Annotated in this window: 11 protein-coding genes; all 11 read right to left on the bottom strand. The window is 71.2% G+C overall.

Features of this window, described 5'->3' with window-relative positions; translation table 11 throughout:
• Positions 1-9: 9 nt before the first annotated feature.
• Positions 10-1,221 carry an AAA family ATPase gene (locus BEK98_RS27620; protein WP_094219370.1) on the bottom strand — a complete coding sequence of 404 codons (1,212 nt, stop codon included), beginning with the start codon at positions 1,219-1,221 and terminating at the stop codon, positions 10-12.
• Positions 1,218-3,020 (bottom strand): ankyrin repeat domain-containing protein, encoded by a 1,803-nt coding sequence (locus tag BEK98_RS27625; RefSeq protein ID WP_094219371.1) that lies wholly within the window; start codon positions 3,018-3,020, stop codon positions 1,218-1,220. Before BEK98_RS27625 ends, BEK98_RS27620 begins: the two co-directional genes overlap by 4 nt.
• A complete protein-coding gene (locus tag BEK98_RS27630) occupies positions 3,017-4,150 on the bottom strand; it encodes a leucine-rich repeat domain-containing protein (protein WP_094219372.1) in 1,134 nt (377 codons plus the stop codon). Before BEK98_RS27630 ends, BEK98_RS27625 begins: the two co-directional genes overlap by 4 nt.
• Positions 4,151-4,441: 291 nt before the next feature.
• Entirely contained in the window at positions 4,442-5,044 is a 603-nt protein-coding gene (locus BEK98_RS27640; RefSeq protein ID WP_094219373.1) for a sarcosine oxidase subunit gamma, read from the bottom strand.
• A complete protein-coding gene (locus BEK98_RS27645; protein WP_094219374.1) occupies positions 5,037-8,252 on the bottom strand; it encodes a sarcosine oxidase subunit alpha family protein in 3,216 nt (1,071 codons plus the stop codon). Before BEK98_RS27645 ends, BEK98_RS27640 begins: the two co-directional genes overlap by 8 nt.
• A gap of 24 nt (positions 8,253-8,276) precedes the next feature.
• The gene (locus tag BEK98_RS27650; RefSeq protein ID WP_094219375.1) at positions 8,277-9,509 is read right to left on the bottom strand and encodes a sarcosine oxidase subunit beta family protein; all 1,233 of its coding nucleotides are present in this window, start codon (positions 9,507-9,509) and stop codon (positions 8,277-8,279) included.
• A gap of 31 nt (positions 9,510-9,540) precedes the next feature.
• Complete coding sequence (locus tag BEK98_RS27655) at positions 9,541-10,401, bottom strand: bifunctional methylenetetrahydrofolate dehydrogenase/methenyltetrahydrofolate cyclohydrolase (protein ID WP_094219376.1); 861 nt, start codon at positions 10,399-10,401, stop codon at positions 9,541-9,543.
• 13 nt (positions 10,402-10,414) lie between these two features.
• Entirely contained in the window at positions 10,415-12,853 is a 2,439-nt protein-coding gene (locus tag BEK98_RS27660; protein WP_094219377.1) for a GcvT family protein, read from the bottom strand.
• 217 nt (positions 12,854-13,070) lie between these two features.
• Positions 13,071-14,039, bottom strand: a complete 969-nt coding sequence (locus tag BEK98_RS27665; protein ID WP_094219378.1) for an ABC transporter substrate-binding protein — start codon at positions 14,037-14,039, stop codon at positions 13,071-13,073.
• A 13-nt stretch (positions 14,040-14,052) separates the two neighbouring features.
• Complete coding sequence (locus BEK98_RS27670) at positions 14,053-16,053, bottom strand: ABC transporter permease (RefSeq protein WP_094219379.1); 2,001 nt, start codon at positions 16,051-16,053, stop codon at positions 14,053-14,055.
• On the bottom strand, positions 16,053-17,138 hold the full coding sequence (locus BEK98_RS27675; protein ID WP_094219380.1) for a quaternary amine ABC transporter ATP-binding protein: 1,086 nt from the start codon (positions 17,136-17,138) through the stop codon (positions 16,053-16,055). The genes BEK98_RS27670 and BEK98_RS27675 overlap by 1 nt, the downstream gene beginning before the upstream one ends.

The following is a 17,138-nucleotide window of genomic DNA, read 5'->3' on the forward strand; positions in this document are numbered from 1 at the left end:
CCGCCCGCCTCACCGGCCGGCGCCGGGCAGCGCCCCGGACATCTGCAGCAGGTCCAGGAAGCCGTCGATGCCGGGCGGTACGGGCCAGTCGAGGTGCCGCATCGCCGCGAGGTCGGTGGCGGCCCGGGCGGCCACGTCCGGTACGCCCGCGTCCACGGCCTTCGCCAGCACCGCCCAGCCGGCCTCCCACCGGGGCCGGGTGAGGTCGCTCTGGATGGCGGCGACCACCGCGATGAGGAACGCCAGCTGCCGGTCGCCGCGGTCGGGCAGGGCGAAGGCGTCGGGGTCGGCGAGGACACGGTCGGGGTCGGGCAGATCGAGGTGTTCGAGGTAGGACAGCAGCTCGATGCCCGCACCGTCCCCGACAGCCCCGGTGAGCGCGGCGGCCAGCGCCTCGCGCCCGGCACCGGCCGCGTACCCGGTGGCGAGCAGCTTGAGTGCCATCTCCCAGGTGCGTGGGGACGGCCAGGAACGGCCCCGGCTCTCGGCGTCGCCGGGGATGTGGTGGACCAGGCCGGGCCGGGCCGTGAGGAAGCCGGAGATCGCGCCACGGGCCCGTGCGACCGCACCGGGCACCTTGGCGGCAGCGACGACGGGGACGGTCACCTCCGGCCAGGTGCCGGCCATGCCGCGGGCGACGGTCCGGGGGTCGTGGGTCCATTCGAGGTGGACGAACCGGTTGGCGAGCGGCGGGCTGAGATGCCAGCCGTCCGCCGCGCTGGACGGCGGGTTGGCGGCGGCGACGATACGTACCGCCTCCGGCAGGACCAGGCTGCCGACCCGTCGTTCGAGCACCACCCGCAGCAGCGCCGCCTGCACGGCCGGTGGTGCGGAGGACAGTTCGTCGAAGAAGAGCAGGCCCTGTCCGGCCCGGGCGAGACGGACCGCCCAGTCCGGCGGAGCCATCGGCACACCGGTCACGGCCGGGTCGTCACCGACGATGGGCAGTCCGGCGAAGTCGGAGGGCTCGTGCACGCTGGCGATGACGGTCTCCAGCGGCAGGCCGAGTCCGGCGGCGAGTTGCTCCAGGGCGGCCGACTTGCCGATTCCCGGCTCACCCCACAGCAGGACGGGCTGATTGGCCGTCACGGCGAGGGCGAGCGCCTCCAGCTGCGGGTTCGCGGCGGGCTCGGTCCGTCGCGCGCGGAGCCTGCGGTTGAGGTCGTCCGCGGCCGCCAGTGGGCCGGACGGCGCGGTGGCGGCGGTACGGTCGGTGCTCAAGAGGCCGGTTCTTCCTCATCGTCGGGGTCGTCCGCTTCGTCCGAGTAGTACTCGTCCTGCTCGTCCATCCATTCGTCCCACCACTCGGCGCCGACGCCCGGATGCTCCTCCTCCACGCGTTCCCGCAGGAAGGCCAGGTCGGGCCGCTTGTACCGACGGACGAGCTGGGCGAGCGACAACTCGGACTGGTCGATCACGTCGAGCCGCGCCCCGGCGGCGACGAGCGCCTCCACCAGCGCCTTCGAACCGAGGTCGTTGACCGCCACGAACAGCGGCGTGCGCTCCCGTCGGTCGCGGGCCTCGACGTCCAGTCCCTCCGCCAGCAGCCGCGGCAGCAGCGTCTCGTGGTCGAGGAGGTTCAGTACGTGCAGCAAGGTGCGGCCGCCGGCGTCCCGCACCCGGGGATCGACACCCGCGTCCAGGAGTTCCAGCACGCCGGGAGTGTCACCGTGCTGGGCGCGCAGGAACAGTTCGTGTCGTTGCGCGCGCAGCGCCTTGGGCAGGCGGCCTTCTCCGGAGGTCCACGTCTGCTCCACGGCGAAGCATCCGGCGACGGCACCGCCGAAGGCGCGCAGGGCGCGTTCGCGTTGTTGTTCCTCGTCGCTGTGCGGCATGTGCAGCAGGCCGCCGGGCCGGAAGGCCACCTCGTGCCATTCGCCCCGGCACCTGACCCGCACGGGCGCGGGAGCCGTCGGCCCCGGCGGGCCGACCAGGCCTTGCGGGACCTGGAGGGAGGGCAACAGCGCCTCGCGGACGAGCGGATGCAGATGCTCCGCCGCAACGCCTCCGACGCGCATCAGGTCGAGGTCGGGGAGTCGGCGCCACAGGGCCTCGGCGAGGATGGGCTCGCCCTTGACGTCGTCCCGGTCGACGGCTCGCACCAGTAGCCCGCCGGCGTCCGTGGGCTCCAGCAGGAGGTAGGTCCGCCAGTGGGCGGCGATGAGGAAGCGGTCGCCGACGCCCTCGGCCGTCTGCCGGCGGACTTCCGGTTCCAGGCGGGTGTGGTTGAGCGCGATCCCGCCGAGGAGCCGCTCCGGGTCCGCCTGGTACCAGCCCGACTTCTGCGGGGGTGTCAGGTCCACCTCGATGCCGGCGGCGGCGAAGGCGGCCTGTGTCTCGCCCTTCTGGTGCAGCAGCGTGGCCCACTCGGCCCGCGCCGCCGGGTCTCCGTCGCCGGGTTCGGCCGTCGGCAGTTCGTCCGTGCCGCGCGGGGTGGCGTCGGCGTGCAGGAACGGTGGCCTGTCCGTGCCGCCGCCGCACCGTTCGCGCAGCTCGGCGGCGTGCCGTACGTCCCACAGGTGCCGCGCGGACCGCCAGTCCTCGGTGTTCGGCCCGAAGACGCCTGCGGCCTGCTCGTCCGTGACCGTACTGAACCGCAGGGCGATCCGCTGCGGTCCGTCGATCATCGCGGGAGTGGTGAGGTGCAGGTACGGCGTGGTCCGGCGGCCCTCGTCCGGTGCCTTGGGGCGGTAGCGGGCGAGGACGACCGTCCTGTCGGTGGCGAGCGTGGTCCGTCCGCCGAGCACGCGCGGCAGGTGCCAGCGCAGCAGGTCGGGGGCGAAGTGGCGGAGGTCGTCCTCGAGGGCCGCGGCGACGTCGTCGCCGCAGTGGTCGGCGACCTCGGACAGGTCGAAGGTGACGTCGGCGTTCGCCGCCGCGCAGGCACCCTGCCAGTCACCGGCCAGCCGGCACTCGGTCGCGCGCTCGATCATCCAGCGGGGCACCGCGTACCGGCGGATCCGGCGCCGGCTTGCCGCCTCGTCCGGGGGAAGGCAGCGGAGTTCGCCACGAGAGCTCACCGGTAGACACTCCCTATCGCGCGCAGGTCGGGATGCGCCCTGCCGACGGGCCGCAGACGCTGGGTGAAGGACCGCTTCACCTTGCGGGGCAGGCCGGGCCCCAGACCGACGTACTCCAGGGGCGAGTTGTCGGGCACCGCCGCCAGCAGTGTCTTCGCGCCCCGGCCGGTCAGGCCGGTGTGGCACAACTCCAGTCGGCGCAGCGGGCTGCCCGGCAGGGCGGCGGCCAGCGCGTGGGCGCCTTCGTCGCCGGACGTGTTGGCGGGGGCGCCGAGGCTGCGTTCCGACGGCGGCCGGCCCAGGTCGAGTGCCTCGATCCCGCCGAGGGAGTCGGCGAGGGCCCGGGCACCGGCGGGGCCGATCCCGTTGCCGCCCAGGCCGAGGCGCACCGGCCGTGCGGGGTCGGTCGCGGCGGCGAGGATCGCGGCGCCTTCGTCTCCGAGGTGGTTGGCGGGGAGGTACAGCTCGCGCACACCCGCCTCACGGATCAGCGCCGCCAGCAGCGGGGCCGCTTCGGCGGTCAGGCCGTTGCCGCCGAGGAAGAGGCGCTCCACCGGGCTGGGCCGGTCGGTGAGGGCGTCGAACAGGGCCCGCAGACCGTCGGTGGTCAGACCGGTGTTGACCAGGTCGAGGGTGCGCAGCGTGGTGTTGCGGCGGAGCATCGCGGCGAGCACGCGGGCGCCTTCGTCGCCCACCGGGTTGCGCTTGAGCCACAGGGCGCGGACGGTTCCGTCCGTCGTCAGCGCGTCGGCGAGCGCGGTGACGCCCGCCGGGCCGATGCGGTTGCAGCCGAGGTAGAGCGTGTGCAGACCGTGGCCGTCGACCAGCGCGTCGGCGACCGCGCGGGCTCCCTCGTTCCTGATGGCGTTGGTGCCGAGCAGGACATGCGCGGCGTGCGGCGAGGCCGCGGCGACGGGCATCAACCGGACGGCGCCGACCGCTCCGAGGCCCTGCTTGCACAGGTCGACACGACCGTCCGCGCGCACCGTGCCGAGCGGGAAGGTCTCGTCGGCCTCGACCGGCTGCGCGGACCGCAGTCGGGCGAGCAACGGCTCCAGAGCGGCGGGGTCGCTGATCGGGATGTCCGGGTGCTCGATCGCGGGGCAGCGTACGGGTGTCGGCTGCGTCATCACCACTCCACCGGTCCATCGCCGGTGCCCGGCTCGCCGAGGGCGGCATCGCCCTCCGCCCGCCCAGGACGAACCGACGCCAATCGACTTTCCTCCACGACAAGGGCGGCAAGACTGGTCGGATTCGAACCGACGTCCTCCAGCTTGATGCTTGGGCGCGACGACCTCTGCGCTACAGCCTTGCCGTGGAGATCATAGCGGCTTTCGCCTCTGTGTTCGGACCCAGTTGGACTCGACCGGGCGACGAAGGCCGCCGGTATGACGCGATGGGCTGCCTGGGCCGAGCCTCGTTCAGATGTACTCCGTCGCCGCGTCGAGCAACCAGTCCGCCAGATAACCGGCGAAGGACGAACGGACCAGGACCCAGAACCCGGCCCGGGGTTCGTCCCGGGCGACCAGCACGATCTGTGTGCGGCCCAGTGTCGTCTGGGCGCTGCGTCCGGCGCCGAAGGCCCGCGGATGCAGGTCCAGTGGGCAGCCGTGGGCCAGCAGGTCGCGGGCTCGGGGGCCCGTGACAAGGAGCGTGGTGCGCTGGGCGGAGACGTCGGTGACGGAGACGGGTTCGTCTCCGGCGGCCTCCCGGATCCGGCTCTCCAGGTCCCGCCCGCCACCCGGTGAGCCCACCAGCAGCCATTCGTCCGGACCGAGCCACAGGGCGGTCAACTCCCCCGCGCGTACCACGGTGTTCGGCTGGAGGGGCAGGGGGAGGTCCAGCGCGAGCCCGACGGCTTCCGCCGCCGCCCCCTTGGCGTCGAGGCGCACGTTGATCTGGGTCAGGAAGGGGAGTTCGGCCAGCCGGATCGCCCCCGCGGACGTACGTGTCGCGGCGGCCAGGCGATCCGCGACGTGCGACAGGGGGCTGCGGAGCGGGACGGTCAGGGCGGTCTCAGCCATCGCGGCGGGCTCCCTCGGGGTCGTAGAGGACAGGGCTTGCGACGGTCACCGGGACCAGGTGGTCGCCCACGGGGGCGTACAGGCGCTCCCCGATACGCTCCCGGCCGCCCTTGATCAGGGCGAGCGCGAACGTCCGGCCGAGGGTCGCGCTGCGATAGCTGGAGGTGACGTGGCCGAGCATCGGGACGGGCGGGGCGGGCAGCACGCTGTCGGCGACCAGGTGGGTGCCCTCCGGGAGGAAGGTGCCCGGGTCCTCGGGGAGGAGGCCGACCAGGTGCTTGCGGTCGGGGCGGGCGGTGTCGGCACGGGCGTGGGAGCGCTTCCCGATGAAGTCGGGCTTCTTCTTCGACACCACCCAGCTCATGCCGAGGTCCTGAGGAGTGACGGTGCCGTCGGTGTCCTGGCCGATGATCGGGTAGCCCTTCTCCGCCCGCAGGACGTGCATGGTCTCCGTGCCGTACGGGGTGATGCCGTACGGGGCGCCGGCCTCGTACACGGCCTCCCAGAGGGCGCGAGCCGCCCAGGGGGACACGTTGATCTCGTAGGCGAGTTCGCCGGAGAAGCTGATCCGGCACACCCGGGCCTCGATGCCCGCGACGGTGCTCTCGCGCCATGCCATGAACGGGAAGTCGTCGTTGGAGACGGCCAGTCGGGGGGCGAGAGCGCCGAGGACCTCGCGGGACCGGGGGCCGACCAGAGCGACGGTGGCCCACTGCTCGGTCACGGACGTGCAGTGGACCCGGAGTTCGGGCCACTCCGTCTGCAGCCACTCCTCCATCCAGTCCAGTACGGCGGCGGCGTTGCCCGTCGTCGTGGTGACCAGGTAGCGGTCCTGGGCGAGGCGGATGACGGTGCCGTCGTCGAAGACCATGCCGTCCGGGCGGCACATGACGCCGTAGCGGATCATGCCGACCTTCAGGGTGCTCATCATGTTGGTGTAGAGCCGGTCGAGGAGGACGGCGGCGTCCGGGCCCTGTACGTCGATCTTGCCGAGGGTGGAGGCGTCCATGAGGGCCACGCCCTCGCGGGCCGCCCGGCACTCGCGCAGCACGGCGGCCTCCATGTCCTCGCCGTCCTGCGGGTAGTACCAGGGGCGCTTCCACTGGCCGACGTTCTCGAACAGGGCGCCGTGCGCGACATGCCAGTCGTGCAGGGCGGTCGTCCGGACGGGGTCGTGCAGTGCGCCTCGGTCGCGGCCCGCGAGCGTGGCGAAGGAGACCGGGGTGTAGGGCGGCCGGAACGTGGTCGTGCCGAGCGCCGAGATGTCCACCCCGAGCAGTTCGGCGACGATGCCACTGGCCAGGACCCCGGAGGTCTTGCCCTGGTCGTTGGCGGTGCCGGCCGTGGTGTAGCGCTTGGTGTGCTCGACCGAGCGCATACCGGCGCCGGTCGCGCGGGCCAGGTCGTCGACGGTGACGTCGCGTTGGAGGTCGACGAAACGGGGGGCATCCGAGGCGCCGGGGACGACGTACACGTGCAGGGGAGGCGTCTGCCGCGGCTGCGCGGCCACCGCCGGAAGGCGGGGCGCTTCGGCGGTGTAGCCCTCGGCCTCGACCGCCCGGGCACCGGCGGCCGCGCCCTGGGCCAGAGTCGCGGCCAGGTCGAGGGCGCCGCGCGCACTGCCCACGACCTCGACCGCCTGGCGGCAGGTGTCCGGCACGAAGGAACCCAGCGCTGCGTCGTGCCGCAGCTTTCCGCCCGCCTGGCTGAACAGGTGCGCCACCGGGTTCCAGCCGCCGGAGACCAGCAGCAGGTCGGCGGCGAACTCCCGCTGAGCGATGGCCTCTCCGTACGGGGCGACGGTCACCGTGGTGAGCCGCGCGTCGCCCTGCGTGCCGGTGACGGCGTGACCGGACAGCACCTCGATGCCCGCGGCACGGGCGCGGTCCGCCCACTGCCCCGGTTCGGGGCGGGTGTCGACGATCGCCGTGACGTCCACGCCTGCCGCGGCGAGGTCCAGCGCTGCCGCGTAGGCACTGTCGTTGGTGGTGAACACGACGGCGTGCCGGCCGGGCAGGACGCCGTGCCGGTTGACGTACGCGCGGGCCGAGGCGGCCAGCATCACTCCGGGGCGGTCGTTGTCCGCGAAGGCCAGCGAGCGCTCGTGGGCGCCCGTGGCGAGGACGACGCGACGTGCGCGGATGCGCCAGACACGTTCGCGGGAGACCTTCTCGGGGGCCTCGGCGCCGAGGTGATTCGTACGGCGCTCGACGGCGAGGAGGTGGTTGTCGTCGTAGTAACCGAAAACGGTGGTGCGGCGCAGTACGCGTACCTCGGGGACGGCGTCGAGCTGCTCACCCGACTCGTCCACCCAGTCCAGGAGTTCGCCGGTGCCGAGGAGGCTGCCGCCGAGTTCCGGCCGGTCGTCGGCCAGGATGACTCGGGCGCCGCTCCTCGCTGCGGCGGCCGCCGCCGCCAGGCCGGCCGGGCCCGCACCGACGACCAGCAGGTCGCAGTGGGCGTGTACGGCGTCGTAGCGGGCGGGGTCCGGTTCGGTGGCGAGGCGGCCCTGACCGGGGAGGCTGCTCGCCACCAGGCCGTCGTAGAGCTCGACGGTGGTCGCGGGGAGCATGGGCTCCGGGAAGGGGGCCTCGATCTGGACGACCGCGTTGGGCTCTTCCACGCCGGCCGAGAAAACGCCGCGCGGGCGGCCGAACTTGATGCTGGTGCCGGCCTGGATGACACCGTTGGCGAGGAGGGCGGAGGCGAGGGTGTCGCCGCGGAAACCCTGGTATTCGGTGCCGTCGAAGGTGAAGGTCAGGGGGGCGCTTCGGTCGACTCGGCCACCGGTGGACAGGCGGTAGGGCTGGGTGGTGTCCCGTGCCGGGGGCTCCGCCCCCGGAGCCCCGATCGGCCCTGAAGGGGCCTCGTCCTCAAATGCCGGACGGGCTGGTGACGCCGGACGCGGCCGAGCAGGCACCGCACGACGCTCGAGAGTCTCCGGACGCTCCTCCCCCGCCCGGTACACCGCCAGAATCTCGTTCGTCGACGTGTCCCGCACCGCGTTGAACCAGCGACGGCAGCCCGCCGCATGGCTCCAGCGCTCGGCGAACGGGCCCTTCGGGTTGTCGCGGAAGAACAGGTACCGGGCCCACTCCTCGTCGGTGAGGGCCGCCGGGGCCTGCGGATACGGCACGTGTGCCTGGCCACCGTAGTGGAACTCGGCCTCGTCGCGGGGCCCGCACCACGGGCAGGGAATGAGCAGCATGTCGTTCGGCTCCCTTGAGGATCCCTAGTGGGCCACCGCGGCCGCGCCGTGCTCGTCGACGAGCGCGCCGGTGGTGAAACGGTCGAGCGAGAAGGGGGCGTTGAGGGCGTGCGGGGTGTCGTGGGCGATGGTGTGGGCGTAGACCCAGCCGACGCCCGGGGTGGCCTTGAAGCCGCCCGTGCCCCAGCCGCAGTTGAGGTAGAGGTTGTCGACGGGAGTGAGCCCGATGATCGGCGAGGCGTCGGGGCTGACGTCCACGATGCCGCCCCAGGTGCGCAGTACGTGGGCACGGGCGAAGACCGGGAACAGCTCCAGGGCCGCGGACATCTGCTCTTCGATGATGTGGAAGGCGCCGCGCTGGGTGTAGGAGTTGTACGCGTCGATGCCCGCGCCCATCACCAGCTCGCCCTTGTGCGCCTGGCTGACGTACACATGGACCGCGTTGGACATGACGACCGTCGGGTGCACCGGCTCCAGCAGCTCCGACACGAGTGCCTGCAACGGATGGCTCTGGAGGGGGAGTTCGATGCCCGCCATGGCGGCGAGGACCGAGGTGTGGCCCGCCGAGCAGAGCGCCACCTTGCCTGCGGCGATCGGGCCCCGGGTGGTCCGGACTCCGACCACCCGGCCACCGACCACATCCAGGCCGGTGACCTCGCAGTTCTGGATGATGTCGATTCCGGCGGCGTCGGCGGAGCGGGCCAGGCCCCAGGCGACGTGGTCGTGCTTGGCGATGCCGGCGCGCGGCTGGTAGGTGGCGCCCAGGACCGGGTAGCGGACGTCCGGTGAGACGTTGACGATCGGGCAGACCTCTTTGACCCGCTCGGCGTCGAGCCATTCGGCGTCCACGCCGTTGAGACGGTTGGCCTCGACGCGACGCACGCTGTCGCGGACGTCCTGCAGGCTGTGGGCGAGGTTGAGCACGCCTCGCTGGGAGAAGAGGATCGGATAGTCGAGTTCCTCCGCCAGTCCCTCCCACAGCTTGAGGGCGTGCTCGTAGATTCCGGCGCTCTCGTCCCACAGGTAGTTGGAGCGGATGATCGTGGTGTTGCGGGCCATGTTGCCGCCCGCCAGCCAGCCCTTCTCCAGCACGGCGACCTTGGTGATGCCGTGGTTCTTCGCCAGGTAGTGGGCGGTGGCGAGGCCGTGTCCGCCACCGCCGACGATCACCACGTCGTACGACCGCTTCGGCTCCGGCGTACGCCACAACCAGTCGGGGTGCTCCGGGAGTTCGGCTCCGGGGGTGCGGGGGCTCATCGGACGGCTCCGACCTCTGGGAGGGACAGGTTCATACGGCGTTCGCGTTCCTCTCGGCGGCCTCGACGACGTTGGCGAGCAGCATCGCCCTCGTCATGGGGCCCACGCCTCCGGGCATCGGCGCGAGCCACCCGGCGACCGTCGCGGCCTCGGGGTGCACATCACCCACCAGACCTCCGTCGGTGCGGGTGATGCCGACGTCCAGGACCGCCGCGCCGGGGCGCAGCATGTCCTTGGTGATCAGTCCGGGCGAGCCGGCGGCCGCGATGACGACGTCCGCCTCGCGTATGTGCCAGGCCAGACCCTTGGTGCCGGTGTGGCACAGAGTGACGGTGGCGTTCTCGGAGCGGCGGGTCAGCAGCAGTCCGATGGGGCGGCCGACGGTGATGCCGCGGCCGACCACGCACACCCGTGCTCCGGCGAGGGGAACGTCGTACCGCCGCAGCAGTTCGACGATGCCCCGCGGTGTGCACGGCAGCGGGGCCTCGACGCCGAGAACGAGCCGGCCGAGGTTGACGGGGTGCAGTCCGTCGGCGTCCTTGGCCGGGTCCATGCGTGCCAGTACGGCGTTGGTGTCCAGGTGGCGCGGGAGCGGGAGCTGGACGATGTAGCCGGTGCAGGCCGGGTCGGCGTTGAGCTCGTCGATGACGTCCTCGACCTGGCTCTGCGAGGCGTCGGCGGGCAGATCCCGGCGGATGGAGGCGATCCCGACCTGAGCACAGTCGCGGTGTTTGCCGGCGACGTAGGCACGGCTGCCGGGGTCGTCGCCGACCAGGACCGTGCCGAGGCCGGGCGGGCGGCTGCCCGTCGCGGTCAGTTTGCTTACGCGTTCGGCGAGTTCACGGCGTATCGCGGCCGCGGTCGCCTTGCCGTCGAGCAGCTGCGCGGTCATCGTCTTCCCTCGGTCAGCCACGGAGGCGGGACATGGTCGGGTCGAACAGCGGCTCCTCGGCCACGACCGCCTCGATCCGCTGGTCGAAGTAGCCGATCTGCACACTGGTTCCGGGGACACTGAGCTCCGTCGGCAGCCACGCGTAAGCGATCCCCTTGCCGATCGTGTAGCCGTAGGCGGCGCTAGTGACATAGCCGACCGCCCGCTCACCGTCGTACACCGGCTCCTTGCCCATGACGACCGACTGCGGGTCGTCGACGGTGAGGCACGTCAGCTTGCGCCGTACGTCGGCCTTGCGGCGCTCCAGCGCGGCCTTGCCGATGAAGTCGTCCTTGTCGAGCTTGACGGCGAAGCCGACGCCGGCCTCGTAGGGGTCGTGCTCGTAGGTCATGTCGGTGCCGAAGGAGCGGTAGCCCTTCTCCAGGCGGAGACTGTTGAAGGCACCCCGGCCCGCGATGACGCCGCCGAGGGGCTCGGCCGCCTGCCACAGGGTGTCCCACAGCTTCAGGCCCTGGTCGGCGGTGGTGTAGAGCTCCCAGCCGAGTTCACCGACGTACGACAGCCGCATCGCGGTGACGGGCACCGAGCCGATGTAGGCGCGCTTGGCCCGGAAGTACTTCAGGCCGTCGCCCGAGAAGTCCGCGTCGGTGAGGGGCTGGAGGACCTTGCGGGCCAGCGGGCCCCACAGGCCGATGCAGCAGGTGCCGGGGGTGATGTCGCGTACCTGGACCGTGCCGTCGGCGGGGAGGTGGCGGCTGAACCAGTCGAGGTCCAGGTTGCCGTTGGCACCTACCTGGAAGAGGTCGCGGGCGAGGCGGGCGACGGTGACGTCGCTGCGGATGCCGCCGTCGTGGTCGAGGAGCAGGGTGTACGTCACCGAGCCGACCGACTTGGCGACCTTGCCGGTGCACAGGCGCTCCAGGAAGGCGGCGGCACCGGGGCCGCTGACCTCGAGGCGCTTGAGGGCCGTCATGTCGTACATCGCGACGGTCTCGCGGGTGGCCTGCGCCTCGGCGCCGACGATGGGCGACCAGTACTGCGCGGCCCAGTCGTTGGGGGTGGGGATCGTGCGGCCTTCGACCAGGCCCGCGTTGGCCTCGTACCACTGCGGGCGCTCCCAGCCGTTCGCCTCCAGGAAGAAGGCGCCCAGCTCCTGCTGGCGGGCGTGGAAGGGGCTGGTGCGGATCGGGCGTGGTGTCCCGGACGGCTGGAGGGGGTGGAGGATGTCGTAGACCTCGACGAAGTTCTGGCAGTCGCGGGCCAGGACGTACTCCGGGGCCAGCTGGTGCGGCTCGAAGCGGTTGACGTCGCACTCGTGCAGGTCGAAGGACGAGCAGTGGCCGTCGACCAGCCACTCGGCCACCGCTCGGCCCACGCCGGCCGAGTGGGTGACCCAGACGGCCTCGGCGACCCAGAAGCCCTTGACGTCCGGGGACTCCCCGAGGAGCGGGAAGTTGTCGGTGGTGAAGGAGAAGAGGCCGTTGATGCCCTCCTCGACCTTCGCCTCCTTGGTGGCGGGGAGGAGGGACTGGGTCTCCGTCCAGGCGGGCTCGAAGTCCTCCTCGGTGAACTTCAGGACCGAGGGCATGGTCTCGGCCTCGTCGAAGGAGAGGATCTCGTCCGCGGTGATGGGCATCGGGCGGTGGCCGTAGTAGCCGATGCCGATGCCGTCGAAGCGGTCGCGGTAGTAGAGGTCGGCGTCCTGGTGGCGCAGGATCGGCCGGACCGCCTCCTCCGTCTGGCCCGCCAGCGCCGGGACCGGGCCGGTCCAGGCGAGCTGGTGGGCGAGCGGGGTCAGCGGGAGGTTCATGCCGACCATGCGGGCGATCTTCGGGCCCCAGATGCCGGCACAGCACACCACGATGTCGGCGGGGATCTCGCCCTGGTCGGTGAGGACGCCGGTGACGCGGCCGTCGGCCTGCTGGACGTCGAGCACTTCATGGCGGGCGAGGAAGCGGACGCCGCGCTCGGTGGCCCGGCGGATCTGCGCCTCGACGGCGAGGACGGCCTTGGCGAGGCCGTCGGTGGGTACCAGGAGGCCGCCGAGGACCTTGTCGCGGTTGACCAGCGGGTGCTGCTCGACGCACTCGTCGGGGCTCAGCAGCCGGCCCTCGATGCCCCAGGCGCTGATCCAGCCGTGCCGGCGGCGCAGTTCCGTGAGGCGCTCGGGGGTGGTCGCCACTTCGAGGCCGCCGACCTGCAGGAAGCAGGGCTTGCCGTCGACGTCGAGGGAGCAGAACTTCTCGACGGTGTAGCGGGCCAGCTCGGTCATGGTCTTGGAGGAGTTGGTCTGGAAGACCAGGCCGGGAGCGTGCGACGAGGATCCCCCGGTGGCGGGGAGGGGACCCTGGTCGACCACGGTCACTTCGGTCCAGCCTCGCGCGGAGATCTCGTCCGCGAGTGCCGCTCCCACGACGCCCGCTCCGATGATCACCACTCGGGGTCCCGCCATCGCCGCACCTCCGAAATCAAAACCGGTCAGTTGCTGTTTACGCAACTCGATTCAGGTTGCGCAACTCAATGTGCCTGTCGCGAGTCAGGGGTGTCAAGGGGTGCGTGACGTCGGAGAACGGCCCGGAACACCGGCCGGAACACGGCAATGCCCGGCGGGCGGTGCGCACAGGTGCGCACCGCCCGCCGGGCATGTTCGACCGGCCCGCGGACTCGGCTCACTTGAGCCAGGCGTCCACCTTGTCCTTGTTGGCGTCGACCCACTTCTTCGCCGCCGCCTCGTCGGACATCTTGTCCTGGGCGATGTACTTGGCGACCGTGTTCTGGTCCTCGTTCGTCCAGTTGAAGTTCTTCACCAGGTTGTAGGCGGGGCTGCCGGACTTGGCGAACTTCGCGCTGACGATCTTGTCGAGGTCGTACACCGGATAGTCGCAGGCGACCTTCGCCGCGTCGGCGTCACAGCCCGTCGTGTACGTGGGCAGGGAGACCTTCTTCAGCGGGACCTCGGACAGGAACCACTGCGGCTCGTAGAAGTAGCCGATCACCCACTTCTTGTTCTTCTCCGCGTCCCGGAAGGACTGGATGAGCGCGGTCTCGCTTCCCGCGTACACCACCTTGAAGTCCAGCTTCAGGTTCTTCACCAGCGCCGCGTCGTTGGTGACGTAGGAGGGGTCGCCGTCGAGGAGCTGGCCCTTGCCGCCCGACTCGGACGTCTTGAAGTTCGACGCGTACTTGTCGAGGTTCTTCCAGTCGAGGATGTCGGGGTGCGCCTTGGCCAGCCACGGCGGCACGTACCAGCCGATGATGCCCTTGTTGCCGGTCTGGCCGGCCTCCACGGCGGTCTTCTGCTGGGTGACGTACTTCTTCTTCAGGTCGTCGTGGCCCCAGTTCTCCAGGACGGCGTCGACCTCGCCGGTGCCGAAGCCCTGCCAGGCGATCTCTTCCTTCAGGTTCTTCTTGGTGACCTTGCAGCCGAGGTTGTGCTCGGCGACGTACGCGACGACCGCCGCGTCGGCCTCGTAACCCACCCAAGGGTTGACCGCGAGGTTGAACGTGGCGCACTTGCCCGAGCTGCCCGCGCCGTTCGAACCCGAGGAGGAGTCGCCGACCTTCGCGCCGCCGCAGGCGGTGAGGGTGAGGCCGAGGACGGCCAGGCCGGCCGCGCCGGCTCGCCAGTGTCTTGCCATGGTGTCGTGCTCCTTAAGCGCCCGCGCGTCGCGCCGCAGCCTGAGTGATCCGGTCGAACATGACTCCGAGCAGTACGATGGCGAGTCCCGCCGCCAGCCCCTTGCCGTACAGCTCTCCCTGCGAGAATCCGGCCACGACGTCGTAGCCGAGGGCGCCCGCGCCTACCAGGCCGCCCACAACAACCATCGACAGCACGTAGATCAGGCCCTGGTTGGTCGCGAGTGTCAGGGCACTGCGTGACATCGGCAGTTGAACCTTGGTGATGATCTGCCAGGTGTTGCACCCGGCGGAGGTGGCCGCTTCCACGGTGGTCTCGGGGACGGCCCGGATCCCGTCGGCGATGATCTTCATGGCCACGGGTGCCCCGTAGACGATCGCGGCGACGATGGCCGTGAAGCGGGTGGCACCGAACAGCGCGAGGAACGGCACGAGATAGACGAACGGCGGCATGACCTGGGCCGCGTCCAGGGTGGGCCGGATCATTCGGTCGACCATCATGCTGCGGCCCATCCACACGCCGAAGACGATGCCGAGGATCATCACGAGCACCGTCGCGACGATCGTCGAGGCCAGCGTGGTCATGGCGTCCGACCACACACCGGTGGCGACCAGCAGGCCCACGCACACGGCGGCGGTGATCCCGGCCTTCCAGCCGCCCAGCACCACGGCGAGCGCGATCAGCACCGCGCCGACGAGCCACCACGGGGAGTCGGTGAGCAGCGTCTGGAACGGGTTGAGCAGGCCGTTGGTGATGGCGTCGCGGAAGGCGTTGGTCAGGCCCGACAGATGGTCCTGCGCCCAGTTGGTCGCGGTGTCCGTCGCGCTCGCGATGTGGCTGCCGACGGTGCCGTCGCCGGGGAAGTCGGCCGCCCACAGGTAGGTGTGCGACAGATAGATCAGGACCACCGTGACCACGGCACCGAGGCCCAGCAGCGGCCGCCGCCACTTCACGAAGCGGTTCTTGGAACGTCGCGCGTTCTCCTCGCGCGCGCTGGCCGCGGTCGTGACCCGGTCCAGCACGATCGCCATGACCACGATGGCGAGGCCCGCGTTGAAGGCCGTGCCGACGTCGAGCGACTGCAGTGCCTGGAGGACGTTCACGCCGAGGCCCGGCGCGTTGATCAGGGCCGCGATGGTCACCATGGCCAGGGCGGCCATGATGGTCTGGTTGACGCCCATCACCACGGTCCGCTTGGACATCGGCAGCAGGACCTTCAGCAGCGACTGGCGGCGCGTGGCACCCAGTGAGTCGGCCGCCTCGACCGTCGTCTTCGACACGTTGCGGATGGCGTGCGCGGTGATGCGGATCGTCGGCGGAGCCGCGTAGATCACGGTGGCGATGGTGGCGGACGCGCCGCCGATGAGGAAGAACAGGGTCAGCGGCGCCAGGTAGACGAAGGTCGGCATCGTCTGCATGAAGTCCAGGAAGGGCGTCATGATCCGGTTGAACCGGTCCGAAAGACCGGCCCACACCCCGAGCGGGATCGCGAACAGCAGGGCCACGAACACCGCGCACAGGATGAGCGCCAGGGTGTCCATGCTCTCCTGCCACAGCCCCTGCAGCCCGAAGAAGGTGAAGCCCGCCACGGCCAGCAGGGCGACCCGCCAGTTGCCCGCGGCCCAGGAGACGTAACCGGCCAGGCCGACGACGCCGAGCCAGCCGATCTCCGGGACCGGGCGGGACCCGGACGGCTGGGAGATCAGGTGCTGGACGAAGGTCACCAGATTGTCGATGACCAGCCGGATCTCGTTGAAGAAGTACAGGAAGAGCGGGTTGGAGTTGCGGTTGGCGCCGATGGAGTCGTTGAAGTCGTTGATCCACCGGTGCAGGTCGGTCAGATCGGCCACCGCCAGGGACAGGGTCTGCTTGCCGCGCAGGACGGCGAACAGCACCAGCCAGACCACGAAGATCGCGCCGATCATCACGGGCCGGCTGACCTTGCGGGCACCCTTGGCGGGCGCGGCCGGTTCCGCGGCCTCTGTTTTCTCGGGTTTCTCGATGGCGACGGTCATCACGCGCCGCCTTCCTGCCCGGCGACCACCGCGAGGATCTCCTCGTCGCCGACGATGCCGAGCAGCTTGCCGTTCTCGACGACCTTGACCGGCTTGTCGGCCGCGAGCACCGCCCGGGTGGCCTCCTTCACCACGACGTCCGGGCCCAGCTCGGGACCGTCCAGTTCGTCGCCGTCCTCCGGAGCACGCATGATCCAGCGCAGGGTGAGGACGTCGCCGCGCGGCACGTCCTTGACGAACTCGCGTACGTAGTCGTCGGCGGGGGCGCCCACCAGCTCGTCGCCGGTGCCGCACTGGACCATCTTGCCGTCGCGCATGATCAGGATGCGGTCGCCCAGCTTGAGGGCCTCGGAGAGGTCGTGGGTGATGAACACCATCGTCTTGCCGACCTCGTGGTGCAGCCGGATGACCTCGTTCTGCATGTCGCGGCGGATCAGCGGGTCGAGCGCCGAGAACGGCTCGTCGAAGAAGAGCACGTCCGGGTCGCCGGCCAGCGCCCGGGCGAGGCCGACGCGCTGCTGCATACCGCCGGAGAGCTGGTCGGGGTAGGAGTTCTCGTAGCCCGCGAGGCCGACCAGCTCGACGACCTCCTGGGCCCGCCTGGTGCGTTCGGCCCTGCCCATGCCCCGGATCTCCAGCCCGAACGCCACGTTGTCCACGACACGGCGGTGGGGCAGCAGACCGAAGTGCTGGAAGACCATGGAGAACTTGCGGCGCCGCAGATCGCGCAGACGCTTGTCGTCCGCCTCGCGGATGTCCTGGCCCTCGAAGACGACCTCACCGGCGGTGGGTTCGATCAGCCGGGTGAGACATCGCACCAGCGTGGACTTGCCCGAGCCGGACAGGCCCATGACGACGAAGACCTCGCCGGGCGAGACGTCGAAGTTGACGTCGCGTACGGCGGCGGTGCATCCGGTGCGGTCCATGAGCTCGCGCCGGGTGAGCCCGCACAGCTCCTCGGAGCCCGGTACCTGGTCGGCCTTCGGCCCGAACACCTTCCACAGCCTGCGCACGGATATGACCGGGGTGGAGCCCGAGTCCTGGGGCGTGCCGCGCCGCTGCGGCACCTCGGTCTGTGTGGTCAC

Origin of the sequence: Streptomyces diastatochromogenes, from assembly GCF_002242805.1 — a bacterium.
GTDB classification, from domain to species: domain Bacteria; phylum Actinomycetota; class Actinomycetes; order Streptomycetales; family Streptomycetaceae; genus Streptomyces; species Streptomyces diastatochromogenes.

What these genes read in the sequence shown, in the direction of transcription:
- BEK98_RS27640 (WP_094219373.1), bottom strand. Translation starts at nt 5,044, where the DNA reads ATGGCTGAGACCGCCCTGACCGTCCCGCTCCGCAGCCCCCTGTCGCAC.
- BEK98_RS27660 (WP_094219377.1), bottom strand. Translation starts at nt 12,853, where the DNA reads ATGGCGGGACCCCGAGTGGTGATCATCGGAGCGGGCGTCGTGGGAGCG.
- BEK98_RS27650 (WP_094219375.1), bottom strand. Translation starts at nt 9,509, where the DNA reads ATGAGCCCCCGCACCCCCGGAGCCGAACTCCCGGAGCACCCCGACTGG.
- BEK98_RS27655 (WP_094219376.1), bottom strand. Translation starts at nt 10,401, where the DNA reads ATGACCGCGCAGCTGCTCGACGGCAAGGCGACCGCGGCCGCGATACGC.
- BEK98_RS27645 (WP_094219374.1), bottom strand. Translation starts at nt 8,252, where the DNA reads ATGCTGCTCATTCCCTGCCCGTGGTGCGGGCCCCGCGACGAGGCCGAG.
- BEK98_RS27670 (WP_094219379.1), bottom strand. Translation starts at nt 16,053, where the DNA reads ATGACCGTCGCCATCGAGAAACCCGAGAAAACAGAGGCCGCGGAACCG.
- BEK98_RS27630 (WP_094219372.1), bottom strand. Translation starts at nt 4,150, where the DNA reads ATGACGCAGCCGACACCCGTACGCTGCCCCGCGATCGAGCACCCGGAC.
- BEK98_RS27665 (WP_094219378.1), bottom strand. Translation starts at nt 14,039, where the DNA reads ATGGCAAGACACTGGCGAGCCGGCGCGGCCGGCCTGGCCGTCCTCGGC.